This window comes from Streptomyces sp. WZ.A104 (assembly GCF_002382885.1).
Taxonomy (GTDB): Bacteria; Actinomycetota; Actinomycetes; order Streptomycetales; family Streptomycetaceae; genus Streptomyces.
Window position 1 is genome coordinate 134393 of the sequence record NZ_NWVL01000005.1, and the last position, 21819, is coordinate 156211.

Annotated in this window: 19 protein-coding genes and 11 pseudogenes; 17 read left to right on the plus strand and 13 right to left on the minus strand. The window is 69.9% G+C overall.

The window, feature by feature from the left end:
- Positions 1-112: 112 nt before the first annotated feature.
- Positions 113-442 (minus strand): antibiotic biosynthesis monooxygenase, encoded by a 330-nt coding sequence (locus CIB93_RS04215; protein WP_096624240.1) that lies wholly within the window; start codon positions 440-442, stop codon positions 113-115.
- Positions 443-684: 242 nt separating this feature from the next.
- Between CIB93_RS04215 and CIB93_RS04220 the strand changes: the two genes are divergently transcribed.
- Positions 685-1638 (plus strand): hypothetical protein, encoded by a 954-nt coding sequence (locus tag CIB93_RS04220; protein WP_257002004.1) that lies wholly within the window; start codon positions 685-687, stop codon positions 1636-1638.
- On the opposite strand, the gene CIB93_RS04225 is transcribed toward CIB93_RS04220, so the two are convergent.
- Positions 1635-2159 (minus strand): hypothetical protein, encoded by a 525-nt coding sequence (locus CIB93_RS04225; protein ID WP_096624183.1) that lies wholly within the window; start codon positions 2157-2159, stop codon positions 1635-1637. The genes CIB93_RS04220 and CIB93_RS04225 overlap by 4 nt on opposite strands.
- A gap of 458 nt (positions 2160-2617) precedes the next feature.
- Between CIB93_RS04225 and CIB93_RS04230 the strand changes: the two genes are divergently transcribed.
- On the plus strand, positions 2618-3370 hold the full coding sequence (locus CIB93_RS04230; protein ID WP_257002005.1) for a transposase family protein: 753 nt from the start codon (positions 2618-2620) through the stop codon (positions 3368-3370).
- Positions 3371-3738: 368 nt separating this feature from the next.
- Here CIB93_RS04230 and CIB93_RS04235 read toward each other — a convergent pair whose 3' ends face one another.
- Positions 3739-5346: an alpha/beta hydrolase gene (locus CIB93_RS04235; RefSeq protein ID WP_179499955.1), complete on the minus strand. Its 1608-nt coding sequence runs from the start codon at positions 5344-5346 to the stop codon at positions 3739-3741.
- Positions 5347-5804: 458 nt separating this feature from the next.
- Here CIB93_RS04235 and CIB93_RS04240 point away from each other — a divergent pair.
- Both CIB93_RS04240 and CIB93_RS04245 read left to right on the plus strand, forming a co-directional pair.
- Positions 5805-6085: pseudogene (locus CIB93_RS04240) on the plus strand (IS630 family transposase); the annotation flags it as partial.
- Positions 6086-6118: 33 nt separating this feature from the next.
- On the plus strand, positions 6119-6436 hold the full coding sequence (locus tag CIB93_RS04245) for a hypothetical protein (protein ID WP_096624187.1): 318 nt from the start codon (positions 6119-6121) through the stop codon (positions 6434-6436).
- A gap of 299 nt (positions 6437-6735) precedes the next feature.
- Here CIB93_RS04245 and CIB93_RS04250 read toward each other — a convergent pair whose 3' ends face one another.
- From CIB93_RS04250 to CIB93_RS04265, 4 genes and pseudogenes are all read right to left on the minus strand, one after another.
- Complete coding sequence (locus CIB93_RS04250) at positions 6736-6924, minus strand: hypothetical protein (RefSeq protein WP_179499956.1); 189 nt, start codon at positions 6922-6924, stop codon at positions 6736-6738.
- Positions 6925-7042: 118 nt separating this feature from the next.
- A complete protein-coding gene (locus CIB93_RS04255; protein WP_096624188.1) occupies positions 7043-8221 on the minus strand; it encodes an RNA polymerase sigma factor in 1179 nt (392 codons plus the stop codon).
- Positions 8222-8229: 8 nt separating this feature from the next.
- Positions 8230-8637: a YciI family protein gene (locus CIB93_RS04260; RefSeq protein WP_096624190.1), complete on the minus strand. Its 408-nt coding sequence runs from the start codon at positions 8635-8637 to the stop codon at positions 8230-8232.
- A 128-nt stretch (positions 8638-8765) separates the two neighbouring features.
- A pseudogene (locus tag CIB93_RS04265) lies at positions 8766-9922 on the minus strand (saccharopine dehydrogenase family protein).
- 162 nt (positions 9923-10084) lie between these two features.
- Here CIB93_RS04265 and CIB93_RS04270 point away from each other — a divergent pair.
- Positions 10085-10294 (plus strand): annotated as a pseudogene (locus tag CIB93_RS04270) (alpha/beta fold hydrolase); the annotation flags it as partial.
- Positions 10295-10374: 80 nt separating this feature from the next.
- Positions 10375-10962 carry a DUF998 domain-containing protein gene (locus CIB93_RS04275; protein ID WP_096624192.1) on the plus strand — a complete coding sequence of 196 codons (588 nt, stop codon included), beginning with the start codon at positions 10375-10377 and terminating at the stop codon, positions 10960-10962.
- A 111-nt stretch (positions 10963-11073) separates the two neighbouring features.
- Here the strand turns inward: CIB93_RS04275 and CIB93_RS37660 are convergent, their stop codons facing one another.
- Entirely contained in the window at positions 11074-11217 is a 144-nt protein-coding gene (locus CIB93_RS37660; protein WP_179499944.1) for a hypothetical protein, read from the minus strand.
- 249 nt (positions 11218-11466) lie between these two features.
- Here CIB93_RS37660 and CIB93_RS38625 point away from each other — a divergent pair.
- Together CIB93_RS38625 and CIB93_RS04280 are read left to right on the plus strand one after the other, a co-directional pair.
- Positions 11467-12013, plus strand: a pseudogene (locus CIB93_RS38625) (phosphotransferase); the annotation flags it as partial.
- Positions 12011-12641 (plus strand): annotated as a pseudogene (locus CIB93_RS04280) (AraC family transcriptional regulator); the annotation flags it as partial. The pseudogenes CIB93_RS38625 and CIB93_RS04280, both read left to right, overlap by 3 nt.
- Positions 12642-12710: 69 nt before the next feature.
- Here CIB93_RS04280 and CIB93_RS04285 read toward each other — a convergent pair.
- Both CIB93_RS04285 and CIB93_RS04290 read right to left on the minus strand, forming a co-directional pair.
- Positions 12711-12998: pseudogene (locus CIB93_RS04285) on the minus strand (phosphotransferase); the annotation flags it as partial.
- 8 nt (positions 12999-13006) lie between these two features.
- Positions 13007-13123 (minus strand): annotated as a pseudogene (locus CIB93_RS04290) (AraC family transcriptional regulator); the annotation flags it as partial.
- Positions 13124-13176: 53 nt separating this feature from the next.
- Here CIB93_RS04290 and CIB93_RS04295 point away from each other — a divergent pair.
- A complete protein-coding gene (locus CIB93_RS04295) occupies positions 13177-14418 on the plus strand; it encodes an MFS transporter (RefSeq protein WP_096624242.1) in 1242 nt (413 codons plus the stop codon).
- Here CIB93_RS04295 and CIB93_RS04300 read toward each other — a convergent pair.
- A complete protein-coding gene (locus CIB93_RS04300) occupies positions 14378-15946 on the minus strand; it encodes a hypothetical protein (RefSeq protein WP_096624194.1) in 1569 nt (522 codons plus the stop codon). The genes CIB93_RS04295 and CIB93_RS04300 overlap by 41 nt on opposite strands.
- A 592-nt stretch (positions 15947-16538) precedes the next feature.
- Between CIB93_RS04300 and CIB93_RS04305 the strand changes: the two genes are divergently transcribed.
- Complete coding sequence (locus CIB93_RS04305) at positions 16539-16811, plus strand: hypothetical protein (RefSeq protein WP_257002006.1); 273 nt, start codon at positions 16539-16541, stop codon at positions 16809-16811.
- Between the two features lie 1032 nt (positions 16812-17843).
- Positions 17844-17990, plus strand: a complete 147-nt coding sequence (locus CIB93_RS37665) for a hypothetical protein (protein WP_179499957.1) — start codon at positions 17844-17846, stop codon at positions 17988-17990.
- A gap of 37 nt (positions 17991-18027) precedes the next feature.
- On the opposite strand, the pseudogene CIB93_RS39545 reads toward CIB93_RS37665, so the two are convergent.
- A pseudogene (locus CIB93_RS39545) lies at positions 18028-18123 on the minus strand (IS5/IS1182 family transposase); the annotation flags it as partial.
- 153 nt (positions 18124-18276) lie between these two features.
- Here CIB93_RS39545 and CIB93_RS04320 point away from each other — a divergent pair.
- On the plus strand, positions 18277-18651 hold the full coding sequence (locus CIB93_RS04320; RefSeq protein ID WP_096624198.1) for a PadR family transcriptional regulator: 375 nt from the start codon (positions 18277-18279) through the stop codon (positions 18649-18651).
- The gene (locus tag CIB93_RS04325; protein ID WP_096624200.1) at positions 18651-19220 is read left to right on the plus strand and encodes a hypothetical protein; all 570 of its coding nucleotides are present in this window, start codon (positions 18651-18653) and stop codon (positions 19218-19220) included. Before CIB93_RS04320 ends, CIB93_RS04325 begins: the two co-directional genes overlap by 1 nt.
- Positions 19221-19249: 29 nt before the next feature.
- On the opposite strand, the pseudogene CIB93_RS39550 reads toward CIB93_RS04325, so the two are convergent.
- Positions 19250-19543 (minus strand): annotated as a pseudogene (locus tag CIB93_RS39550) (transposase); the annotation flags it as partial.
- 270 nt (positions 19544-19813) lie between these two features.
- Between CIB93_RS39550 and CIB93_RS04335 the strand changes: the two are divergent.
- The 4 genes and pseudogenes from CIB93_RS04335 (at position 19814) to CIB93_RS04350 (ending at position 21775) form a co-directional block, all read left to right on the plus strand.
- Positions 19814-20369 (plus strand): annotated as a pseudogene (locus CIB93_RS04335) (transposase family protein).
- 75 nt (positions 20370-20444) lie between these two features.
- Entirely contained in the window at positions 20445-20690 is a 246-nt protein-coding gene (locus CIB93_RS04340) for a DUF2283 domain-containing protein (RefSeq protein ID WP_096624204.1), read from the plus strand.
- A 62-nt stretch (positions 20691-20752) separates the two neighbouring features.
- Positions 20753-20887, plus strand: a pseudogene (locus tag CIB93_RS04345) (IS5/IS1182 family transposase); the annotation flags it as partial.
- A gap of 312 nt (positions 20888-21199) precedes the next feature.
- Positions 21200-21775: a DinB family protein gene (locus tag CIB93_RS04350; protein ID WP_096624206.1), complete on the plus strand. Its 576-nt coding sequence runs from the start codon at positions 21200-21202 to the stop codon at positions 21773-21775.
- Positions 21776-21819 lie beyond the last annotated feature (44 nt).

Here is a 21819-nt window from a genome sequence, read left to right on the forward strand (position 1 = left end):
GGCAAGAGGAGTGGCAATGGGCGGCGAGAGGCGGCAGCAGGGGCCCGCCCTCACCGGGCGAGCCCCGTACGCACAACTCACACACCGGACCGGCTGAGCGCCGGTCGACCGACTACGCGCCGGTCGGCGCGGCCTGCTGCACGACCTCGAAGGACCATACGGTGGACCCGCTCGCCGCGGGCTTCGGCCGTTCGCCGCTCCCGGCGTCGCCGCCCTGGTGGGCCGCCTTCATGGGGCCCTCCATCCAAGCCTGGAAGGATGCCTCGTCGCGCCAGCGCGTGTAGACGAGGTAGTCGTCCGTTCCTTCGACGGGCCGGAGAAGCTCGAACCACTCGAACCCGTCGGAGTTCTCCACCGCGTGGGCCCGCGAAGCGAAGCGCTTCTCCAGCGTCTCGCGTTGTTCCTGGGGGACGGTCAGCACATTGATCTTGACTACGCTCATGGCCTCATCCTGCCGTACGAGGCCCGGCGGGCGGAGCATCGGCCCCCGGCCGACGCGGCGGACGAAATCCTGTGGGCCCGCCGTGGACGAGCTGCGACGATACGTCCTTCCCCACCGGAGGACATTCGTTCGTTTTCGTGTGTGCGGGGTGCGGTGCCGATCTCACCACCCCGCTGTCCCAAGTCGTCCTGCCGGTCCACGCTCATCAGACGTACGGGAACGGGATTCAGCTCCCGGTACTCATGGAGCCGGGCACGTTCGCCGTGGACCCGGAGTCCTGGGGGCATCGGCCCGACGGCGCGCCCGGCGCGATCGTCATCGCACCCGGAGACACCCGGGGCACCCTGCTGATCCCGGAGAAGAGCGGCGGCTGCTGTTGCGGCCTCGTCGGGACCGACGGCCCCAACATGGTCTGCGAGGCGTGCGGCCTGTCTGTGGCGAGCAGGATCGACGACTGCTCGCTCTGGCAGTCGGTGCGGCTCGTCCCGCACGCCGTGCACCGCACCCGCGTGGACGACATCGATGACGTACCGCTCTCGTGGGCGGAGTTGAGGGCGGAAAGGAAGGGCACACCCCCGTTCGAGCCGATCACCACCTGGGGGGCGCGCCCGGAGTCCCGCTGGTGGTCATGGAGCCCGCAGTGGGAGGCAGCGGCAGGCCGGGCTATCGCCCACCTGCTGGCGGCTTCGCAGGGTCGGCCGGTGACCGTCCCGGACGGCCTGACCGGGGAAGTGTTCCAACGGGCTCTCGACGCCCTGCTGCCCGCGGGCCCGCCGCCGATCCAAGCCGCTCTGGCCGGACCCGGACTGCCCGCCTCCGACGCGGGCACCGACATCCTCCTGGCCCCGGTCCATCCGCGGACGGGGGAGACCTGGGCTCCGTCCGGCCCGCAGGCGTCGGGATACCCGGTGCCGCTCCCGTACGGAGTGTGGCTGTGGCTGGCGTTCCCCGAACCGGACCTCTCCCTCCCCGCATCCGGCAGCATGCCCGAGGGCGTCCTCCGCGACGACCCGCCCCTTCTGCGCCCCTCTTCCCTCTTCCGGACCGATGCCGGGACGCTCCGCCACACCATGGCTCGGCTACCGGCCGTCCACAGCCCGTGGCTGCGCGAGACCTTCGACGACGTCCCCCGTCATCTGAGCGCCCGCATCTTCCAAGGGCTGTCCCGTGACCAGCAGTTACGGGGCAGCCCTTAGCTGGCCTGCTGCAATTCCCAGTAGTGCGGTTCGATGGGTACCCGCCTCACCACGACACGACCGATTACCTCGGGAATGTCGACCACCTTCCCCCACGAGTCGGATCGATCGCCGGGAGTGTGCTCGATGTCGGCCCACACCACGCTGCCGGGCCCGGCGGAGCCGAAGGACACGGTCCATTCGGCGTACTTGTCGGCGCAGGAGTCGGTGACCCTCACCCTGTAGTTCGTGTTCACGCCCAGGCAGGTGCGCGGGTTCGAGCCCGGCGTCGAGACTTCCATCGTCCCGTTGGGGCGCTTGCGCACCTCCCAGTTCGCCGAGGTCGACGCGGTCTCCGTGCAGGCGCCCAACTCGACCGAGCCGATGCTCGCGTGCGATTTGGGCCAAACCAGGCACTTGCCGTCCTGGAGAGCAGCGAACCGGTAGACCCCGTCGACAACCGGGGCGGCGTGGGCGGGTTGAACAAGGGTCGCGGAGGCTGCCGCCGCGGCGGCCATGACTGCGATGACGCGTGAACGCATGGGAAAGGGCTCCTCGGAACAGCCGTGGTCACGCCGATCACCGGCGCGGACGCGGTCGATGCACGCTCCGCCGGGGACGGCGGCGGCACCAATCTTGGACCACCGGCCCGCCCGGCAGCAGTCCGCGCCGGGCGCTGTCACCCGCCTGGTCGAGCCGCGACACCCAATGGTGTGGCAGCCTGCCGTCGTCGGCTGCGGCCCGACCGCGCAGCCGGGGGGCGTCCTTCAGCAGCCTGAGGTGTGGTGCCGCTCCAGCGGCTGGCCCGGGTCCACTTGACGCCTGTGAAGGGCCGGTGCGTGGTGCGGTCCTGGTAGGAGTACTGGTTGCGGGTCTCGTGGGCAGCGAGCCTGTGCACGGTAGGCAGCGGGGCGTCGAGCCCGGATGGTTGATCATGGCCGGGTGGCGGGGAATCAACACGTGCGGTGTCATCAGCAATCGGCGGGTCAAAGGTCTGGCCGTGGGAGTGATCGCTGAACTCGTCCAAGAGGTCGTCCTGTTGTGGCAGGAGCGTCACCAGGCCCGGCCCACCGCCCTGCCGCGGAAGCGCGCTGTGGGCGCCGACGCGAAGGACCGGCTGGTCTTTGTTGACCGGCTGCCGGCCACGTTCGTCCACCTCCGTCACGGGGGCACCCGCGACGTGCTGGCCTGCTGGTTCGGCGTCCACCGCTCCACGATCCTCCCCGCCGTCGGCGAGGTGCGGCCCCTACTCGCCGGGCGAGGCTGCACCGTCAGCCCCGGCGCGCGGCTGCGAACTCAGGCCGACCTCGTCGATCGCTTAGGCGCCAGCGGGGCGACCGGAGTCATCGACGGCACCGAGATCCGGGTCCGTCGGCCTGCCGCCGGACGCAAGGACCGCGACAAGTGCATCTCCGGCAAGAACAAGCAGAACGCTTTCAAGTCCATGGTGGTCGCGGACGGCGAAGGCCGCATGCTGTGGTGCAGCCCGACAGGTCCCGCAAGCTGCGCGGACATCATCCACGCCCGCCAATTGGGGCTGGTCCAGCTCTTGGCCGACGGGCCTGCAGTGTGGAGAATCTCGCCGATGCCAGCTACCAGGGCCTGGGCGCGCAGACCAGCGACCGGGCGGTGGCACCACCGCACCGCAAGTTCAAGAAGAACGCCCTGGACTGGTACGAGGCGGTGCACGAACGCCAGCGCATGGAACACTCCTCACGTCGTATCCGGGTCGAGCACGGCATCGCCCATCTGAGGAACCGGCGGGCTGTGCCCGCCGCCTCGGCTGCCGCGAGCCGTGAGCGACACCGTCCAAGCCACGCCCGGCCTGCTGTCCCATCAGCAGACCGACCTGACGTCGACACGTCAGAGGTGAACACTCGGTCCCGCCACCGTCCTCGACGCCTTCCTGCCTACCGTGCACGAGCTCGTTAGGCCGCCTTTCCTGGAGCTGGATGCTGCGGGTGTCGAGAGCATCGCCACATGACCGACGCAACAGCCCTAGCCCCAATCCACTTGGGCGAAGGCGGCGACTCCGACCCGCCTCACTGCCTTTGTCTCTTCGATGGCGACATCGACCGAGTCGCCGACGCCTTCGAGGCACAAGGCGCCGACGAGCCACGGTCATGGCTGGGAACCGCTGGCCGAGTCACTGGTCCGCTCCCGCCTGCCGTCCTGTTGGGGGCAGGTCTTGTCGGTGGCGGGCAGCTTGCCGGTGGCCAGGTACCGGTTGACCTGGTTGTCGACGCAGGCGTTCTCGTAGAGGCCGTAGACCGCGTGCCGGTTGGCGCCCTTGAGGGTGAGTAGCTTGGAGCTGGGCAGCAGGCCGTGCAGGGCGACGGCCCCGGTGTGCGTGGTGCGCGGGTCTCCGGTGGCGGACACGATCAGCACCTTGGCGTCGCGTTTCACCTTGGTGGGCTTCTCGCGGGGCCGGTCCCAGAAGGCGCACGGACTGATGTTGTTCACCAGCGGACCGAGGCGCGGGTGCGCGGCACGGCTCCGCTCGATGTCGCGCCAGTAGACCTCGGGGTCGCGCGGGGCGGCTACGTCCCCGCAGATGACCGCGGACTGCACGCTGCCGTGGTGCGACTGCTCGCCGGTCGTCACCAGGCGGAGGATCCCCGCGAACTGCGGCGACAGTCGGGTTGGCAGCCCTGCCGCCGCCCGGTTCAGTACGGACACCTGCTCACCGAGGGTCGCCCGGGACGCGTCGGTGTCGCTGTCGATCCCGGCGACGAGCACGAACGGGACCAGGCTGTCGTCGAGGTGGAAGGTGTCCGGACCCGTGCCAACGGTGATCGGGCGGCTCGCGGATTGCTCTATGAGGCGGTCGATCGTGGCGAGGACCTGGCCGCGGGTACGGCCGAGGCCGTAGGTGTCATTGCGGACGGCGGCCCATGCGGCCCAGTCGGCAAGCGCCTGCTCGTTCTCTCCGACGGCCTCCCGCAGCAACCGGGGGCCGAACTTGCGCGGATCGATGGCGCCGTCCAGGACCATGCGGTCGGTGCGGCCCGGGAACATCTGGGTGTAGACGGTGCCCAGGTAGGTGCCGTACGAGTAGCCGAAGTAGGAGATCTTCCGCTCGCCGAGCGCCCCGCGGACGACGTCCATGTCGCGGGCCGTGTTGCGGGTGCTGACGTGCGGCAGCACAGCGGCGTCGGTGGCACGGCACTTGGCGGCCAGGTCCTTTTGGAGCACGACCTGGCGCTCGAAGGCCGTCCGGTCGAGACCGGCCGAGGAGAGAGTGGTGCCGACGGGCCAGCCGCAGTCCAGCGGGGTGCTGCGGCCGACGAAGCGCGGGTCGAAACCGACGATGTCGTACCGCCGTCCCGTCTTCTTCATCCAGGCGTGGAACTCCGGCGGGGATTCGAAGGCGGTGCCGCCGGGACCGCCGTTGTTGAGCAGGATGGAACCGATGCGGTGGCGGGTGTCGGTGGCTTTGAGCCGGGATATCGCGACGGTGAGCGTACGTCCCCGGGGGGCGGTGTAGTCGAGCGGTACGGTGACGTCCGTGCACTGCACGTCGGCCGCGTCCAGACCACGGCCCACGGTGTCGTCCGGGCCATCGGCGCAGCTGCCCCAGCTCAGTGGCTGGTTGTAGTAGCGGTGGAGGCCGGAGGCGTACTTCGGCTTGCTGGGGACCGCAGTGGCCGTGGCGGGGGCGGCCCCGAGGCAGACGGCGAGGGCGAGGCCCACCGCCGACGCGCGGCGCAGGGCCGAGGCGGCGGTCATCACGAAGTCTCCTCGGGGCGGTGGGTGTGGGGCGTTGCGGTCGGGGGCACCAGCCGTGTTTTTCTCACCCCTCAGACGCTAGGCGGAACGGCCGCCCCTCTCACTACAGTTGACCCCCCAACTCCGAGGGGGTAACCCCCACCAGTGCGGCTCCAGGAAGTCGGGCAGTTCGAGTTACTCGGGCCTCCGGAAGGCAGGCTCTCGCCAGCCCGGTATGAACCTGCCGTCGGGGGCTCGGATCGCCGGAACCAGTTCGCCGTGCTCGTCGTAGCGGTGCCCGCAGGGTGAAGCTGTCGTAGCGCGGGTGGACCGGCCAGGCGCCCCAGCGCGGGCCACTGAGGATGGACGGGTCGGCCGCCTCAGCCGGCGCGGTCTCCAGCTCCTGGAGACCGCGGTCGTCCTGGACGCGCTCGCCCTGTGCCACGGACGTGGCAGCTACCTGCCCGGCGATCAAGATCTGGCTACTGGCTCACCTGCGGTTCCGTCTGGCTTCACCCCGACTGGATCGTCCTGGCTCAACCTGGTGGAGCGAGAGTTCGCCGAGCTGACGAACAAACAGATACGACGAGGCACCCACAAGACCGCCCAGGCCCTGGAGAAGGACATCCGTACCTGGATCACAGCCTGGAACACCGACCTCAGGCCCTGCATCTGGACCAAGACCGCGGACGAGATCCTCGAAGGCCTCGCCTCGCATCTGAACAGAACTCCTGACTCAGAGAACTACGGCCTGTCGTGAAAGTGCTGGTAGGCGGGTTGCTAGGGTCTGGTCATGGTGCGTCTGAAGATTGAGATATCCGTTCCGGAGAGTCATGCAGATGTAGTGATCGATGCTCTCCATGCGGCTGGGGCGGGCCGGGTCGGTGAGTACGCACGGTGCTCCAGTGTGTGGAGGGTGACCGGCAACTGGCTGCCGTTGCCCGGCTCGCAGCCGTATGAGGGCGAGGAGGGCGTCGTGCAGCACGGTGAGGAATGCAGGATCGAATCCGTCTGTGATGCGGAGCAAGCCCGCGCCGTCCAGCAAGCGGTCCGCGATGCCCACCCGTACGAGGAAGCGGTCATCCACTTCCTCCCCCTGTACGAGCCGTGACGCAGCCGACAGACGCAAGAGTCGCAGCAGCTCATTGATGGCTGCGACGAGGACGGTGGCCTCGTCGTGGACGGCGAGTCTGTTGTAGCGGGTGGCTTTGGCCCGGTGCCGCTTGAGGCGATTGATGCCGCACTCGACTGTGTGGCGCGCGGTAGTCGTCCCTGTCGAGCTTCCGTGGCGGGCCGCGGCTTGAGCCGCGCTTCGGGTGCTTGCGGATCTGGTCCTTCTTCTCCGGGATCGTGCAGCAGATCCCGCGCCTGAGCAGGTAGGCGCGGTTCTTCCAGGAGCCGTACGCCGTGTCAGCACGCACGCGCCTTGTCGAGCCGTTCGCGCGGCCGCCCCAGCGCTTGTCGGGGCACCCGGATGCGATCCAGGGCGCGTTCCAGGACGCGTTCGAACTGCGGAGAATTCCCGAGCTGTCCGGCCGGGATCACGATCGGCATGGGCCCCTGGCACTGCTCGACCGCGAGATGGAGCCTGGTGGTCACACCGCCGGCGTGAACGCCCGAGGCCGTGGCCCGTCCGGCTCGGACTCAACGCGGCCGGGCGGCTCCTTCTGGAGATTCCCAGGCCCGCGCAGTCCGACCCCACGCATTCCGGCGACAATCAGCTCGCCAGCGGAGGACCTGGGGAAGGCCGCTTCGTAGGAAAACGGGAGTTGAGACGGGCGGCCTGGCGGGTCAGGTGGTCGCGCTCGGCGAGGTTGGGGGCCTCGCGGGCCGCCTCGGCGTAGAGCCGGGCTGCCGTCGCCGGGTCGCCGTCGCGTTCGTGGAGATACGCCGCCACCGCCGTGTGGCGCGGCAACGAGTCGTCCAGCTCAGCGAGTTCGGCCAGCCCGGCCCGCGGACCGTCGGCCTCACCCACGGCCACCGCCCGGTTCAGCCGGACGACCGGGCTGTCGGTGAGCTCCACGAGTTCGTCGTACCACTCGACGATCTGCACCCAGTCGGTCTCCGCCGCGGTCGGTGCGTCGGCGTGCAGCGCCGCGACGGCGGCCTGCGCCTGGTACTCACCCAGCCGGTCACGGGCGAGGGCCGCCTGGAGGATCGCGACGCCCTCGGCGATCGCCGAGGTGTCCCACCGGCTCCGGTCCTGCTCGGCGAGCGGCACCAGACCCCCGTCGGGCGCGGTCCGGGCGGCGCGCCGGGCGTGGTGGAGCAGCATGAGGGCGAGCAGCCCCGCCACCTCGGGGTGGTCGATCGCCGCCGCGAGGTGGCGAGTGAGCCGGATGGCCTCCGCGGCGAGGTCGACGTCGCCGGAGTAGCCCTCGTTGAAGACCAGATAGAGGACGCGCAGCACGGTGGCGACATCCCCGGGACGGTCGAACCGTACGTCGGAGACGGTGCGCTTGGCCCGGCTGATCCGCTGCGCCATGGTCGCCTCGGGCACCAGGTAGGCCCGGGCGATCTGGCGGGTGGTCAGCCCGCCGACGGCGCGCAGTGTGAGCGCGACCGCCGAGGAAGGGGTCAGCGACGGGTGGGCGCACAAGAAGTAGAGGTGAAGCGTGTCGTCCACGGAGGGCGCCGGGCCGGGCGAGGGCTCCTCGTCGACGCGTTCCTCACGCCGGCGGCGGGCCGCATCCGCCCGCGTCGCGTCGAGGAACCGTCGCCAGGCCACGGTGACCAGCCACCCCTTCGGGTCCCTCGGCGGGTCGGCGGGCCAGACACGGACCGCCTCGACCAGCGCGTCCTGCACGGCGTCCTCGGCCGCCGCGAAGTCGGCTCCGCGGCGGACGAGGATTCCGAGCACGTCCGGGGTGAGACTCCGGAGCAGCAGCTCGTCCATCGAGGACGTCACTCCGTGATGGTGGGCGGCGCGGTCAGGAACGGACGCACCTCCAGCCACTCGTGGATCGGCTTCCCGCCCGCGCCCGGGGCGGCGGACAGCTCCCCGGCCAGCTCGACGGCCCGCTCGTAGCGGTCGACGTCGATGATCATCCACCCGGCGATCAGGTCCTTGGTCTCGGCGAACGGCCCGTCGGTGACCGGCGGCCGCCCCTCACCGTCGTACCGGACCCACGCGCCCTCGGGGGCGAGCGCCTGACCGTCGACGTACTCCCCGGTCTTCTCCAGCCGGGCCGCGAAGTCGTTCATGTACTGCACATGAGCGGAGATCTCCTGCGGTGTCCACTGATCCATGGGTACGTCATTGACCGCGGCGGGAGCCCCTCGGTAGTGCTTGAGCAGCAGGTACTTTGCCATGGTTCTTCTCCTCGGTGCGGGCGACCACGGTGGTCGCGTTCACTACGGGGACGGAGCCGGGCACGGGTTCTCGACATGGCGGCCCCACCTTTTCCGCTTTTCTTTCGCCCTTCTTCAGCCAGGCGCGATCACTGCTCGCGTACAGCCCAGGGTGCCCCGTATGCGACGAGCAGGTCGAGGAAGGGGCCCGGAGGCATGGCCTCGGCGCCCAGGACGCCCGTACCGTTCCAGATCCCGTCCGCCACCAGCTACAGCGCGACGACGGGATTGATGGCCGTCTGCCAGACCACCGCCTGGGAGCCGTACTCGCGCATCGACCACTGGTTGTCGACGATGTGGTAGAGGTACACCTCCCGGGGCTCACCGTTCCTCGTGCCCCTGACCCAGGTTCCGGCGCAGGTCCTGCCGCGTATACGGTCGCCGAGTGTGGCCGGGCCGGGAAGACACGCCGTGACCACACCACGTGGCGACACTTCACCACCGGCGACCGACACCTTGTCCGTGCGGTCGAGGCCGACGGTCCGCGGGCCGGGCGTTTCACCCAGCGCGAGATCAGCAGCACCTCCTTGTGCTCGACGTTGACGCATTCGACCGGCCCGATACCTGCGGGGAGGTCGAAGACCTTCGGTTCGCTGAAGGGCGCCGTGGTGAACCAGCCCCGGTCCTTCTCCCAGATCACCGGCGGGTTCAGACACTCCCTGATGGTCGTCCAGGTCGAGGACGAAGGGGCGAAGTCGTAACCGTCCACCGTGAGATCGGCGCCGTCACGGACGCCGATCTCCTCGATCTCGCCGAACAGCGCGTCCGCGGCGTAACGGGCGAAGGCATCGGAGGGAGCCGGCTCGACGCCCATGCCGACGAGCGCGAGACGCCCCGCCTCCTCCCAGGCGGCGGCCCGCGCGAACTGCCCGTCACCCAGCTTGACCCCGCACTCCTCGTACGGCCGCTCCGGATGCGGGGCGGACAGGGGCATGGCCAGGTCCAGATAGTCCACACCGGCGCCAGGCGCCGCCTCGAACAGCGGCATCACGAACCGGGGAACGGTGACGTTCACGAGGATGCCGCACCGGTGCTCGGTGAGGAGCGCGGTCACCACCGCCCGGTCCGAGGCGTCGACGCGCAGGGCACTGAACCGGGTCTCCTCCCCGCCGAGGGCGTCCACCGCGGCCTCGGCGCGGGAGAGATCGTAGTCCGTGACGATCATGTGGTCGAAGAACGAGCGGCGGGCGGTGATCCTGGTGATCGCGGTGCCCACGCCGCCCACGCCGACAAGCAGCACGCGCATGGCAGGTACACCTTTCATCGGTTTCTGTCAGATCTCGTCGGAGAGCGCTGCCCTGGGATTCGTCCAGGAACGGCGTGAACTTGAGCGACGCCAACGCCGTTGGCCTAAGGCGTCCGTCCCCGCGGGCCTGTTCCGGTGCGGGGGGACGCATCCTGTGCCCGTGTGGCGGACGACGACCTGATGACGCCGGAGCACACGACCGCGCTGTACCGGGTGATCCCGGGCGCGCAACCGGCCGTCGTCCCGGGTGCCTCCCACCTGGTCCCGCTGGGCAAGCCCGCCCTCGTCAACCGGCTGATCCTCGACCACCTCGTACAGGGCGCGGTGGGGACGATGGTGCCCGTCCGGCGCGCCGACCCCCAGGGCGACTGACTGACCTGCGAGGGCCCAGAGCCCAGAGCCCTGGGTCGAGGGTCGAGGCCACGCAAGGCCTACCCATTTATGCTGTTTCAATGCGACTTGCTCCCTGGTGGGCCCTTCTCTCCTCCGGGTGTGCCCCTGTGCTCCTGGTCGGTTCCTGGGCGATCGCGCAAGCGCGCCAAGCCCCGGAGTACGACCCGGCGCGAGAGACCCTCAGCGTGCTGGCAGCGTATGGCGCCACCAGCTACTGGCTGATGACAGGGATGCTGGTGGTGCTGGGCTCCTGTTACGTGCTCACGGCGCACGCGCTCCGCCCGGCGGCGCTCGCCGGGCGTGTGGCCCTGGCCGGCGGCGGGCTGTCCGCACTGGCCCTGACCCTGGTGCCCGCACCGAGCAGCGGCGGAGCCCTTGAGCACGGGGCCGTGGCGACGGTGGGCCTCGTCCTTCTGGCGGTATGGCCTCCCCTGGCCGCCGTCCGGGGCACGCCGTCGGCGCCGTGGGGCCTGAGGTGGGATGTGTCGCTCGCCGCCAGCGCCTTCATGGGGGCAACCGCGCTGTGGTTCCTGGCGGAACTGCAGGTCGGACGGGCGCCCGGTGTCGCCGAGCGGGTGGTGACGTTCGTCCAGGCGCTGTGGCCCTTCCTGGTTGTGGTCTCCTGCCGACGGCAGCGCATCGGCTGACCTGCCGCGAACGCGGGGCATGGCGGTTGTGCGAGAACGACCACGGCGCGAGGGACGGCGGCCGCACGCTGCCGCCCCTGAGGGACGGTCGGCGGCTCGGGTCAGCGGCAGTCACAGCACCGGCTTGGTCACCGGCTCGGCGTCGAAGGGGCCCGAGGGGTTGGCGCAGTGGTTGAAGAAGCGGTCCTGTTTGATGTGAAGCAGCTCCGAGGAAGGCAGCAAGCCGCCCCTGGTTGTCCAGTCGACGACCAACATGGCCCCTCGGGCCCCAGCCAATGCCGTTGGGGTGCGCAGCCCTCATGGGCGATGTACTCGACCTCACCGATATCCAGCCCCCGCACTTCCCACCGGGGGAGCGGCGGCCGACCAGGGGAGACGCACGTGGCGACGGAGAGCCCAGAAGTGAACGAGCAAGCCGTACGGCCCGGACCGGCCGGGCTTGACGGCGATGCCGGGCTCGGGGCCGACGCCCGGACTCCTGTCGACGCCGCACTCGTCGGGCGCCTGATCGCCACGCAGTTTCCGCAGTGGAGCGAACTGCCCCTGACACTGCTGGACCCGGCCGGCTCGGACCACGTGATCTACCGTCTGGGCGAGGAACTGTCCGTACGGCTACCCCGCCCCCCCCGACGCCATCGGGCAGGCGAGGAAGGAGGCCGAATGGCTGCCCCGACTCGCGCCGCACCTGCCGCTCGCCGTCCCCGTGCCGGTGAAGGTCGGCGTGCCCGCCCTCGGCTACCCCTGACCGTGGGCGGTGACCCGCTGGCTGGACGGCGAAGTGGCGAGCGTGGACACACTGGCCGAATCCACCCCGACCGCCGCCCGGCTGGCCGAATTCCTCACCGCCCTCCAGCACTTCGAGCCCGAAACGGCCAGGGCCGTGGGCGCCCGCGACGACCTGACGGCGGAACCGCTGGCCGCCCGCGACCGCGCGACCCGTGCCGCCATCGCCAGGACGGCGGACACGTTCGACGCGGAGGCGATGACCGACCTGTGGCACGCGGCACGGAACGCCCCGCCCTGGGACCGCGCGGCGGTCTGGAACCACGGCGTGGTGGCCGTCATCACCGATCTCGGCACCTGGGTGGCACCGGCGAACCGGGCCATCTGGATACCGGCCGGTACCGTCCACGCACACCGTGCCCACGGGTCGCTCGAACTGTGTCTGGTCGGTCTGCCCGTGGCGGACAACCCTCTGGGGCTGGACGCTCCGTCCGTACTGACCGTGGGGCCACTGCTGCGGGAGCTGGTCCTCGCCTGTTCCGGCGCTCCCGACGACGGCAGGCCGGAACGCCGGCGCCTGCGGGCCGTACTGCTCGACCAGCTGGCGGCCTCACCGCAGCAGCCGGTCCATCTTCCGGCCCCGACCGACGCCCGCCTCCGCCGGGTCTGCGACATCCTGTGCGCCGATCCCGCGGACCAGCGCACCCTGGATGCCCTGGGCAGGGATACGGGCGCGAGTGCCCGCACGCTGTCGCGGCTCTTCACCTCGGACCTGGGCATGACGTTCCCCCCAGTGGCGCACTCAACTGCGCCTGTACAAGGCCCTGGTCCTGCTGGCCGAGGACACCCCGGTAACCGCGGTGGCGCACCGGTGCGGCTGGTCGTCCGCCAGCGCGTTCATCGATGTCTTCCGTCGTGCCTACGGTCACACTCCGGGCACCTACCGGCCCCGATGAGCCGGGAATCCTCGGCGTGGGACGGAACGGTCAATGTGTCGGCGCCTTCGAGGCCGATCACAGCGCGCTTCAGCCGTCGAGTGCGGCGGTGATCTGGCGGGTCGTCTGCTCGGCTACGCGGCGGTTGGAAGCGGCGTACGTCGTGTACGCGTTCAGGCCGGTGGCCAGGGCCCAGCCCCGGCCTCGCAGCCAGGTCGCGTCGTCCACGCCCAGTGCCGTACGGAAGACGCCGCGGCTGTCGGCAGACAGCAGGGTGAAGGCGATCATCAGGTCACGGGACGGGTCGCCGACGCCGAGTTCGCCGAAGTCGATGACCGCGCTGAGGCGGCCGTCGGCGGTCAGCAGGTTGCCGGTGTGGAGTCTCCGCCACGTGCGGCGTAGACGATCTGGTGGTCGTCGTGGTGGTGGGCGTGGATGCCCGTTCCCGGGAGCAACCACTGCGTGCGGGTCGGCGCTACCGGCTCATGGCGGATCTCAGTCATGTCTTGTCTTCATATCGGAAGTTCGCCACCCGGTGGACGGTGACGATGACCCCATGGCGAAGAACAGATCAATCATCCTGCTGTCCGTCGGACATGCCTGTGTCGATGTCTACCAGGGGGCGGTGGCCGCGCTCGTCCCCCACTTCGTCGCCGAACGCGCCTACACCTATGCCGCGGTCTCCGGGATCGTGCTCGCCGCGTCGCTGCTGTCCTCCGTGGCGCAGCCCCTGTTCGGAGCAGTGACGGACCGTAGGGCGATGCCCTGGCTCCTGCCGGTGAGCACCGTCGTGGGAGGCCTGGGAGTCGCCCTCAGCGGGCTCAGTGGCTCCTACACGCTGACCCTGCTGTTCGTCGCCGTCGGAGGGGTGGGCGTCGCCGCCTACCATCCCGAGTCCGCCCGGGTCGCCCGCCTCGCGGCCGGAGGCAGCCACACGGCGATGGGCTGGTTCTCTCTGGGCGGCAACCTCGGCTTCGCCTTCGCCCCGGTCCTCGTGGCCGTGGTCGTCGGTACGGGCGGTCTCCAGCTCACCCCACTGCTGGTGATCCCGGCCCTGGTCGGCAGCGTGCTCACCCTGCCCGTACTGCGCGCCCTGGAGCGCGGAAGCTCCCCCTCTTCCACAACGGCCACGGAGGCACCCGCAGTCTCCGACGACCTGTCTTCCTTCGTGAAGCTGGCCCTGGCGGTGGTCTGCCGGTCCGTCATCTTCATCGGCCTGAGCACCTTCATCTCGTTCTACGTACGCGAGCGCACGGGCGGAGGCACGGCGGCAGGCGCCGCGGCCCTGGTCGTGCTCTACCTCGGTGGCGCTGTCGGCACCGTCCTGGGCGGCAATCTCGCCGAGCGCTGGGACCGCGTCACCGTGGCGCGCCGGTCCTCGCTGCTGGCCGTGGCCGCCGTGGCCGGCCTCGTCCTCACACCGGGCCCCGCGCTCTACGCGTTCGTCGCCTTGACCTCAGCAGCCCTCTACATCCCCTTCTCGCTCCAAGTGACCCTGGCTCAGGACTACCTGCCCAGCCGCGTCGGCACGGCAAGCGGCATCACCCTAGGCCTGACCATCAGCATCGGCGGTCTGTTCAGCCCGCTGATCGGACGCCTGGCCGACGCGACCTCGCTGCAAACCGCCCTGACCCCCTTGATCGCCGTGCCCGCCCTGAGCTGGCTCCTGCTCCGCACCCTCGCGGAACCACCCGTACGGGAACCACGCAGGTCACCGATACCGGAGCGGGCTGATCAAGCACGGGCGGCCGGGCGGGCTACTCCGCCGGGTTCTGGGACAGGGCCAGCGGACAGCTGAGAGGAAGCACCCGCTCGGCCAGCTGCCCGGTGAGACAGGTGTCGGTGACTTCGGCGTCGGTCAGCCATTGTGCATTGGTCAACTGCTCAACCAAGGCTTCCAGTTCATCGGGGGCGACAGCACACCAGGAAGCCAGGTCCTCCAGGACGAGACCTTGCCCGTCGGACCCGAGTTGCCCGTCGGTGGTGGTCCGGGTGGCCAGCGCCAGCGCGAGCAGACGGGTCTCGGCACTGGTCTTGCGTTTACGGAGTTTCTTGTCGCCGACGACTTTCTGAGCCCACCCGCTGATCTTGGGGCGGGTCTTCCTGCCGAACGTGAAGAGGCCCTCGCCATCGTCGCCGGGCATCAGGGAGGGGATGGCGATCTGGGTGGGGCACTCCGGCCGGGAGACGAGTACATCCTCCGGCGTGCCGGGGATCCGCAGCCAACCGCAGTCGACGAGCTGCGCGATCAGGTTCTCCGGCTTCTCCAGGGGCAGGGACGTGACGTCCTGGCCGACTAGGTTGCCGGTGCCGGTGAGTACCGTGCGCAGGGTCAGCATCACCACCATCAGGCGTGCTTGGGCTCCGGGGAGGGGCGAGTGCGCGGCCACGTGGTCGAGGATGCTTCGGGCATGCTGCTGGGCGGTCCCGGTCAGCAGCCGCTTCACCGCCGGCTCCTCACCGTCGCCGCCGTGGCCGGTGCGGAACCGGTGCTGGAGGAGAGCGGCCTCGGCGGCCTGCTCGGCACGCCGGGCATCCAGCCGCAGCCGGGTGTCGCCCGTGACGTCCGCCCAGATGGTGAACGCCTTCGCCTTGCGGGAGTGGAGGTCGGCGAGGACCGCCAGATCGGGTTCCGTGCGCTGCTGATAGGCACGGAAGAGATCGCCCAGCTCGATGAGCTCGTCGCGCAGGGCGACGGGGTGCAGATCGTGCGGGACGATCCGCTGCGCGATCTTCCCGTACCGGGGGCGACGCCGCGGCGGTGCGGAGCGCGGAGCGGGAACACCGTGCGGCAGGTCGGCGGGGGGCGGGGAATGGTCGGAGAACCGCGGTGCGGTCACAGCCGAGTCGGCCGCGCGGCCGGGACCCGTGCGGGTGCCGGTGGTGCGTCCAGGTCCAGCGGCGGCCGTGGCGGTGGCGACGACCTTCGCGGCGGGATGGGCGGCCGCGCAGCGCGCACAGCACTCCAGGATCTGCCACCAGCGGCTCTGCCGGTCGGTGATGACGGCGAGAACGACCGGCCCTCCGCACCGCCAGGGTGCGGCACGTCGGGGCCCGGCAGGCGGGGTGTGCAGGCGGCAGTCCTCGGCCTTGCATGCGCAGTGGGCTTCCGGCCGAGGTCCCGGTGCGGCTTGCAGGTGGGCCTTGAGATGCGCGACGGCAGCCGCACGGCCCGCGGCGGCGGAGGGAAGCTGCTGGGTGGCGCAGACCGGTCGGCTGCACGAGACGCGCACGGCGGGACTGCCCCCGCCGGCCGGGTCCAGGCGCACGGTCCACTTGCGGCCCGGCAGTCGCTCGTCCAACTCACTCGTTACGGTGTTTTCCACGCCGTGACGCCTTTCTGGCTGTTCCTGATACGCGCCTTGACTGTGCAGGGGGCAGGCCCGGCCGGGCGCGCAGCGGCCCGGGGGTCCGGTCGGCTGCTGCTCCCGGGGCCCGGGGCCCCGGGGTCGGTGTCCGTGCCCCCACCCCAACCCATGACGCTATGTCATGATCCGTTTCCGCACAGCAAAATGCTGGTGGACGTCACCGGGTCAGGTGGGAGGACCCGGAGGGCAGGGGTACCCGAGCCGGACTGGGGGTACATACCGATTCCAACGACCTGGAGCAGGAGAAGTACCGGACGAGCGGCGGTCTCAGCCGCAAGTGTGCCGCGCATCAACTCCGTTGCGAGCGCGCCACTCCACCCTGGATGTCCATCCCATGTCATTCCTGGGAGCCCGCATGACCGTCGAGCACACCCCGGATTTCCCTCCGAGGTCTCCGCCTCCTCCCAAACGCCCGGTGCAGCCCCCGCGCCCGGAGGCATTGCTCACGGATTCGGCGCGGATACAGGTACGGAACCGCAGGTCGGCGAACTGGTCTCTGGAGGCGGCCCCATGGGCACCGAGGAAGGCCTCCAGGGATGTACTGGCCCGGTTGAACGAGTGGGGCTACGGCGAATCCGACCGGGCCGTCACCGACCTGACGGAGCTCCTGGTGCGCACTGCGGTCGCTGACGGCGGCCGCCGCATCTCGGTACACCTGGCCGACCAGGACCGCCGGGCGCTGATCGTCGCCCTGTCGCACCGACCGTGCGCAGCGGCCACGGATGCCGCGCTCCTGCCGAGACTGACCCGCTTGGGCGCCGTGTCGTGCGGGTCGGACGTGGCGGTGGGCGGCCGCCGGGTGTGGGCGGTCCTGGACCTGTGACCACGTGAGGGTGGGTCTGGGCGCTTTGGAGCCGGGAGGGCCGCCCTTGCGCAGGTGTACGGGCAGGGCCTGTCGTGCGGCTGGTGGTCCCTTGTCACCCCTGGGGTGCGGAAAGAATCTGCGTGGCCGTGGTGCGGGACCGCAACCGCGTGGGGTCGGGTGCGTTGAGCTGTGTTCTGAGGGAGGGCTGACGGGCTGGCTTACATCGCGCCTGTGTCCGGACCGCGGCGGGACATGGCGATGCACAGCGACTGGTGGGCTTGGGACTGGGACTGTTTCCTGCCCTGCTCCCGCACCGTCCCCAGGAGGCACTGGGCAGCGTCTGCCCGGCCCACCGCGGCCTCGACCGCGGCCTTGTGAGCAGGGTCCGTGATCCTGCCGAAGCCTCGCCCTCGGTCGGCCCGGCGCGCTCGGCGGAAGAGGGGCAGCGGCTCAAAGCCGAGAACCGATGCGGTGGGTCTGTCACCAGGACGTTGCGGCACGACCAGCAGCCACTGGCCCTCAGGCTCCCGTCCCAACTGCTCAAGGTAGGAGAGGTGCGGTCGCAGCTGTGGCTCGGCTGTCCGCCAGCTCGCGCAGGCCCTCCTACAGTTCCCGCCTGGTGCGTTCGAGGAGCCGGATGCGGCTCACCGGATCCATGCGGCTCTCCTTGTCCCTGCGAAACGGCGTCGCCCGCGTCGTGGAGGAGGTTCTTCACGAAGTCCTCCGGCGCGGGCAGCTCGCCACTGAACGCGCGGCTTACGTAGCTGGCGGCGCGCGCTTCCTTGTTCGCGTACGTCCGCAGGAGCATATCGATCCTCTGGAACGACCCGCGCAGGGCGAGGGCGAGTTCCCGGCGCTCCGGGACCGCATCAGGATGGAGCGGGCCGAGCGCCGCGCCCGCCCCACTTCGACGTCTACTGGTCGTCGCTGACCCAGTGTCGGTCACCGCTGGGACCGGTCAGGTTGTTGTGCGCGAATTGGCAACGCGTCGCGGGCCGTTGGCAACTGCTGCATGCCGCGCATCACCTTCCGCCGCTTCAAGCTTGCAGCATGACCCAGACGGCTCCCGAAGCCCCCAGCGAAGACCTCCCGCCTCCGCCGCGGGTCATCGTTCTCGGCTTCATCGGCGGAATCGCCACAGGCCTTGGCCGTACTGCCGGAGCGGGGTCCCCGGGCTGGCTCCAGTCGCTGCTCTGACGGTCTCGGCCTCGGCTGACGGCACAGCGGGCGGTTGCCAACTCGGGTCGGTGCGTACTTCGCCGAGGGCGCGCCAGTTCGTGAGGTGGGCGAACCCATGCTCGACCGGGGCTCGGACGGCGGCCAGCGGGGTTGCTCTTCTTGCTCACTGCCGGCGACCCCCTTCTCCGGGGCCATCCGTCCCAGTGTCAAGCCGCCCAGCTCAGAGGGGGCTTCAGAATCGCCTGCGCCCGAGACCTACCCACTACCTTGCGGTGCAAGGTACCTCTGCGCTATCTTGCATCGCATGGGAGTTGGGCTGTCCGGAACAGGAGACCAGCGGCGAAGCCAGCTGCTGCGCGGAGTCCTCGACCTGTGCCTGCTGGCACTCATCGCCGAGCGCCCGCGCTACGGCTACGAGATCGTCGAGGCCCTCGGTGACAGCGGACTGGAACTGGTGAGCGAAGGCAGTATCTACCCGCTGCTGGCTCGCATGGAGAAGGCGGGCCTGGCCGACACCTATCGCGCGCCCTCCGCCACGGGCGGCCCGCCACGCAAGTACTACCGGCTGACCGAGGCCGGGCACGCCGAACTGGCCGCAGGCCGCGCAGCCTGGACAAGCTTCACAAGGGCCGTCGACAGGACGCTGTCGGCGGGATCCGAAACGACAGGGGGAAATTAGTGACGACTGATCAGGTTCTTGATCGTTGCCGCACCGAGTGGATGTTCAACGACATACCCGAGCCGGAAGTCGAGGACATGCTCGCCGAGTTGCGCGATCACCTCGACGACGCGGCACGCGCAGGCAAGTTGCCGACTCTGGTGGTGGGGAAAGATGTGACAGCCTTCGCAAGCACCTGGGCCGACGAGCACCGCTCCCGCCCACCGCGTCGCGCGCTGCGCGAACTCGTCCGCCACACCTACGCGGGTGGCGCGGCACTACTGCTGGGGCACCACGTCATCGGCCGGTCCGCCACGGTGGAGGTGGTCCCGGGCGCGGTAGCGGCAATCGCCCTCTTCGGCGGGCTGATGACGTTCACTCCGTACTGGCGTTGCGTGCTCCACTGGCCGTTCTGGAAGTGGATGGCGTTGTCCTACGGTCTCTGCGTGGTCCTGCTAGCCCTCTTCTTCATCGGCTCGGCCCCGGTCCTGCTGACCGTTCCGCTCTGGGGAACCGCTCTGTTGCTGCTGCCTGCTGTGGCAGCTGCCGTCGGCCGCATCCTCAGGACCGAAGTGTTCCGAGCTCGATAGGGATCCCAGACTGCGAGGGCACCGTGAAGTTACAGGTCACGGGTCTGGGCCCGGACGGCGGCCAGCGCCTTGTCGGACAGTTTCTGCCCGCGTGTGAGCGGCCGGTTCCGGGTGGCCTTGTAGCCGGTGACGAGCGCCGGTCGGCGCTCGGGATCACCTCGGCCGCCCCGCGCAGCCTGGATGCGGGCCCAGTTCGTCGTCGGGGTGCGCTGCTTGGTGGTGCGGCCGTGGTGGGGCTTGGTGTCGGACTGGTGGTGTTCGGGGGCTGTCCCGGCCCAGGAGCGCAGCTGGCCGGGGCCGGGGCCGGGGATGCGGGTTAGGCCGCCGGTCTCGGCGGCCGGCGGCGCGGGGGAGGACTGGGTCGATCCCGGGGGGGGCGTGCAGGACCGCGTAAGGGCTGCCCCGTAGTCCCTGGCGGGCGCGCGGCGTCAGCTACGGCACCTCGCCGCGCCGTCGGAACGCCCGCGTACATCCCGCATGCGGACGTCCCTCCTTTCGTCAGGCGGGTTGGCACGCAGGGGTGTTGAGGAAAAGCTGAAGCTCCTGATAGGCGGGTTGCCGACCAGCTTCAACCTGTCTGTCCGGAACTTCACGTGCTTCTCTATCCATCGGGGATCGATCTGTCCAGCCCGACCCTGCGTTACCTGTCCGAGCTGCTGACAGCCCGGCGCCGTGAACGCGGCACGCGATGGCGCTGCCTGACCGCGGACCGACAGGCCCTGCTCGTCCTGGCCCACCTGCACTGCAAGCACAAGTGGCACGGCATGAACGTCCAGGTCGTCGCTGATGCCTTCGGACGCCTGCTCTGGGCCTCACCTGTCCTGCCAGGTGCCGTCCACGGCATCAAGGCCGTACGCACTCACGGGATCATCGAAGCACCGACCAAACTGGTCTTCCGAACGTGGGCGGACAAGGGATATCTGGGAGCTCGCGGGACGATCCTGGTGCCTTGTCGGGACCGCTGGAGCACGCTTCCGACCGGGAAGCGGGCGGGGTGCACTCCTCCCGCGCCAGGATCCGAGCTGCCAGCGAGCAGACCAATGCCACCCTGAAAGTTCGCGGCTCCTGTGCAAACTCCGTTGCAGCACCACCCGCATCACCGGCATCGTCGAGGCCGTCCTGGCCTTGCACCTCGCCACGTCGGCCTGAGGTCGGTGCAGTTCCTGATGCCGTGGACAAGAGAGCAGCGCCGCCGGCAAACAACATCAAGGGAGTCCTCTCACCGTGGCAGACGTCAGAGTCACCTACGACGAGACAGTGGACGCAGCGTACGTGTACCTCACCGGACCGCAGTCCCGCGCGGAGTCCGCGCGCATGTATCCCTGCGCTCCGGCGGACGTTGACGCCATGATCAACCTCGATTTCGACGAGCAGGGCCGTCTCATCGGCATCGAGGTGTTGGCCGCCAGCTCAAAATTGCCCAAGTACCTGCTCCAGTCCGCGGAGCGGCTGGACACCGAAGACTCATGAACAGTCGTGCACCGCCCTGGCGGCGACCGGGGTGCGACGCGCAGCAGGTTGGACAAGGCTCCTTGTATGCGGACGGGGGCTACGACCACGACATCTACCGTCGCCGACTGCGTGAGCGGGGCATCGTCCCGAAGATCTCCCGTCGCGGTCAGCCACACGGTTCGGGCCTGGGCCGTGTGCGATGGGTAGCCGTGAGCTGCCGCCAACTTGAAGTCGCAGGTCAAGAGGCTGGTGTGCCAGCCTGTAGGGATGCTCACGCTGGTGGTAGGCGGTAGTCTGCGGTGTAGATCGTCTGTCGCCGCAGGTTTTGCTGGTACCTGCGAACCGAGTTTCTCGATGGCGTGAGGCGGCTGTCGGTGACCACCCGGCTCATGAATTTCATGGGGGCCGCGTGTGTTCGGCTTGGCGGACTGGACGCCGCAGTGGGGTGGGACGTGGTTGGTCGGCCACCGCCGACTCGGATGCGATATTCGGTAGCGGACGGAGTCAATGCGCACCACGATGCGAGCATGGACTCAGGCGAGCGCAACAACGAAGCGGCGGTGACTCGGTGGACCCCTTCCACCATCTACCCCGACATGTGGGTCGATCCGGATGACGACCCGCGCGAGACGGAAGTCGAGACGGTCGACGAGCTCGGCTCTCTGCAGGAGAGTCTGCGCTACTTCCGCCTGACCATCGAGATGAAGTGTGCGGGCCTGGATGCCGAGCAGATGGCCCGGCGCTCCGTACCGCCGTCCACGATGTCCCTGCTCGGGCTGGTGCGGCACATGGCCGAGGACGAACGGCACTTCCGCCGGATGGCCGGAGAGGACTCGCCCAGGATCTACCGCACCCCTGAAGACCGTGACGGCGACTGGAACGGAGCGGTCGCCGACCCGGCGGTCGTGGAGGATGCCTGGCGGCAGTGGCGGGCCGAGAGCGAGGTGACCGACCGTTTCATCGCCGGCTTCGCTGACCTCGGCACGCGGACCGGGGAGGCGCCGCTGCGCGAGATCCTGGTGGCGCAGATCGCCGAGTACGCGCGACACTGCGGCCACGCCGACCTCCTTCGCGAGCGGATCGACGGCCGAGTAGGCCAGTGATAACACCCGCCGTGTGGATCGGGGAGGCGGGAGAAGCCAGCCGG

Excerpts from the sequence above, each read along its gene's own strand:
- CIB93_RS37665 (WP_179499957.1), top strand. The coding sequence starts at position 17,844 with ATGACCCAGACGGCTCCCGAAGCCCCCAGCGAAGACCTCCCGCCTCCG.
- CIB93_RS04255 (WP_096624188.1), bottom strand. The coding sequence starts at position 8,221 with ATGGACGAGCTGCTGCTCCGGAGTCTCACCCCGGACGTGCTCGGAATC.
- CIB93_RS04245 (WP_096624187.1), top strand. The coding sequence starts at position 6,119 with ATGGTGCGTCTGAAGATTGAGATATCCGTTCCGGAGAGTCATGCAGAT.
- CIB93_RS04215 (WP_096624240.1), bottom strand. The coding sequence starts at position 442 with ATGAGCGTAGTCAAGATCAATGTGCTGACCGTCCCCCAGGAACAACGC.
- CIB93_RS04295 (WP_096624242.1), top strand. The coding sequence starts at position 13,177 with ATGGCGAAGAACAGATCAATCATCCTGCTGTCCGTCGGACATGCCTGT.
- CIB93_RS04350 (WP_096624206.1), top strand. The coding sequence starts at position 21,200 with ATGGACTCAGGCGAGCGCAACAACGAAGCGGCGGTGACTCGGTGGACC.
- CIB93_RS04235 (WP_179499955.1), bottom strand. The coding sequence starts at position 5,346 with ATGACCGCCGCCTCGGCCCTGCGCCGCGCGTCGGCGGTGGGCCTCGCC.
- CIB93_RS04225 (WP_096624183.1), bottom strand. The coding sequence starts at position 2,159 with ATGCGTTCACGCGTCATCGCAGTCATGGCCGCCGCGGCGGCAGCCTCC.
- CIB93_RS04260 (WP_096624190.1), bottom strand. The coding sequence starts at position 8,637 with ATGGCAAAGTACCTGCTGCTCAAGCACTACCGAGGGGCTCCCGCCGCG.
- CIB93_RS37660 (WP_179499944.1), bottom strand. The coding sequence starts at position 11,217 with ATGTTGGTCGTCGACTGGACAACCAGGGGCGGCTTGCTGCCTTCCTCG.
- CIB93_RS04275 (WP_096624192.1), top strand. The coding sequence starts at position 10,375 with ATGCGACTTGCTCCCTGGTGGGCCCTTCTCTCCTCCGGGTGTGCCCCT.
- CIB93_RS04220 (WP_257002004.1), top strand. The coding sequence starts at position 685 with ATGGAGCCGGGCACGTTCGCCGTGGACCCGGAGTCCTGGGGGCATCGG.
- CIB93_RS04320 (WP_096624198.1), top strand. The coding sequence starts at position 18,277 with ATGGGAGTTGGGCTGTCCGGAACAGGAGACCAGCGGCGAAGCCAGCTG.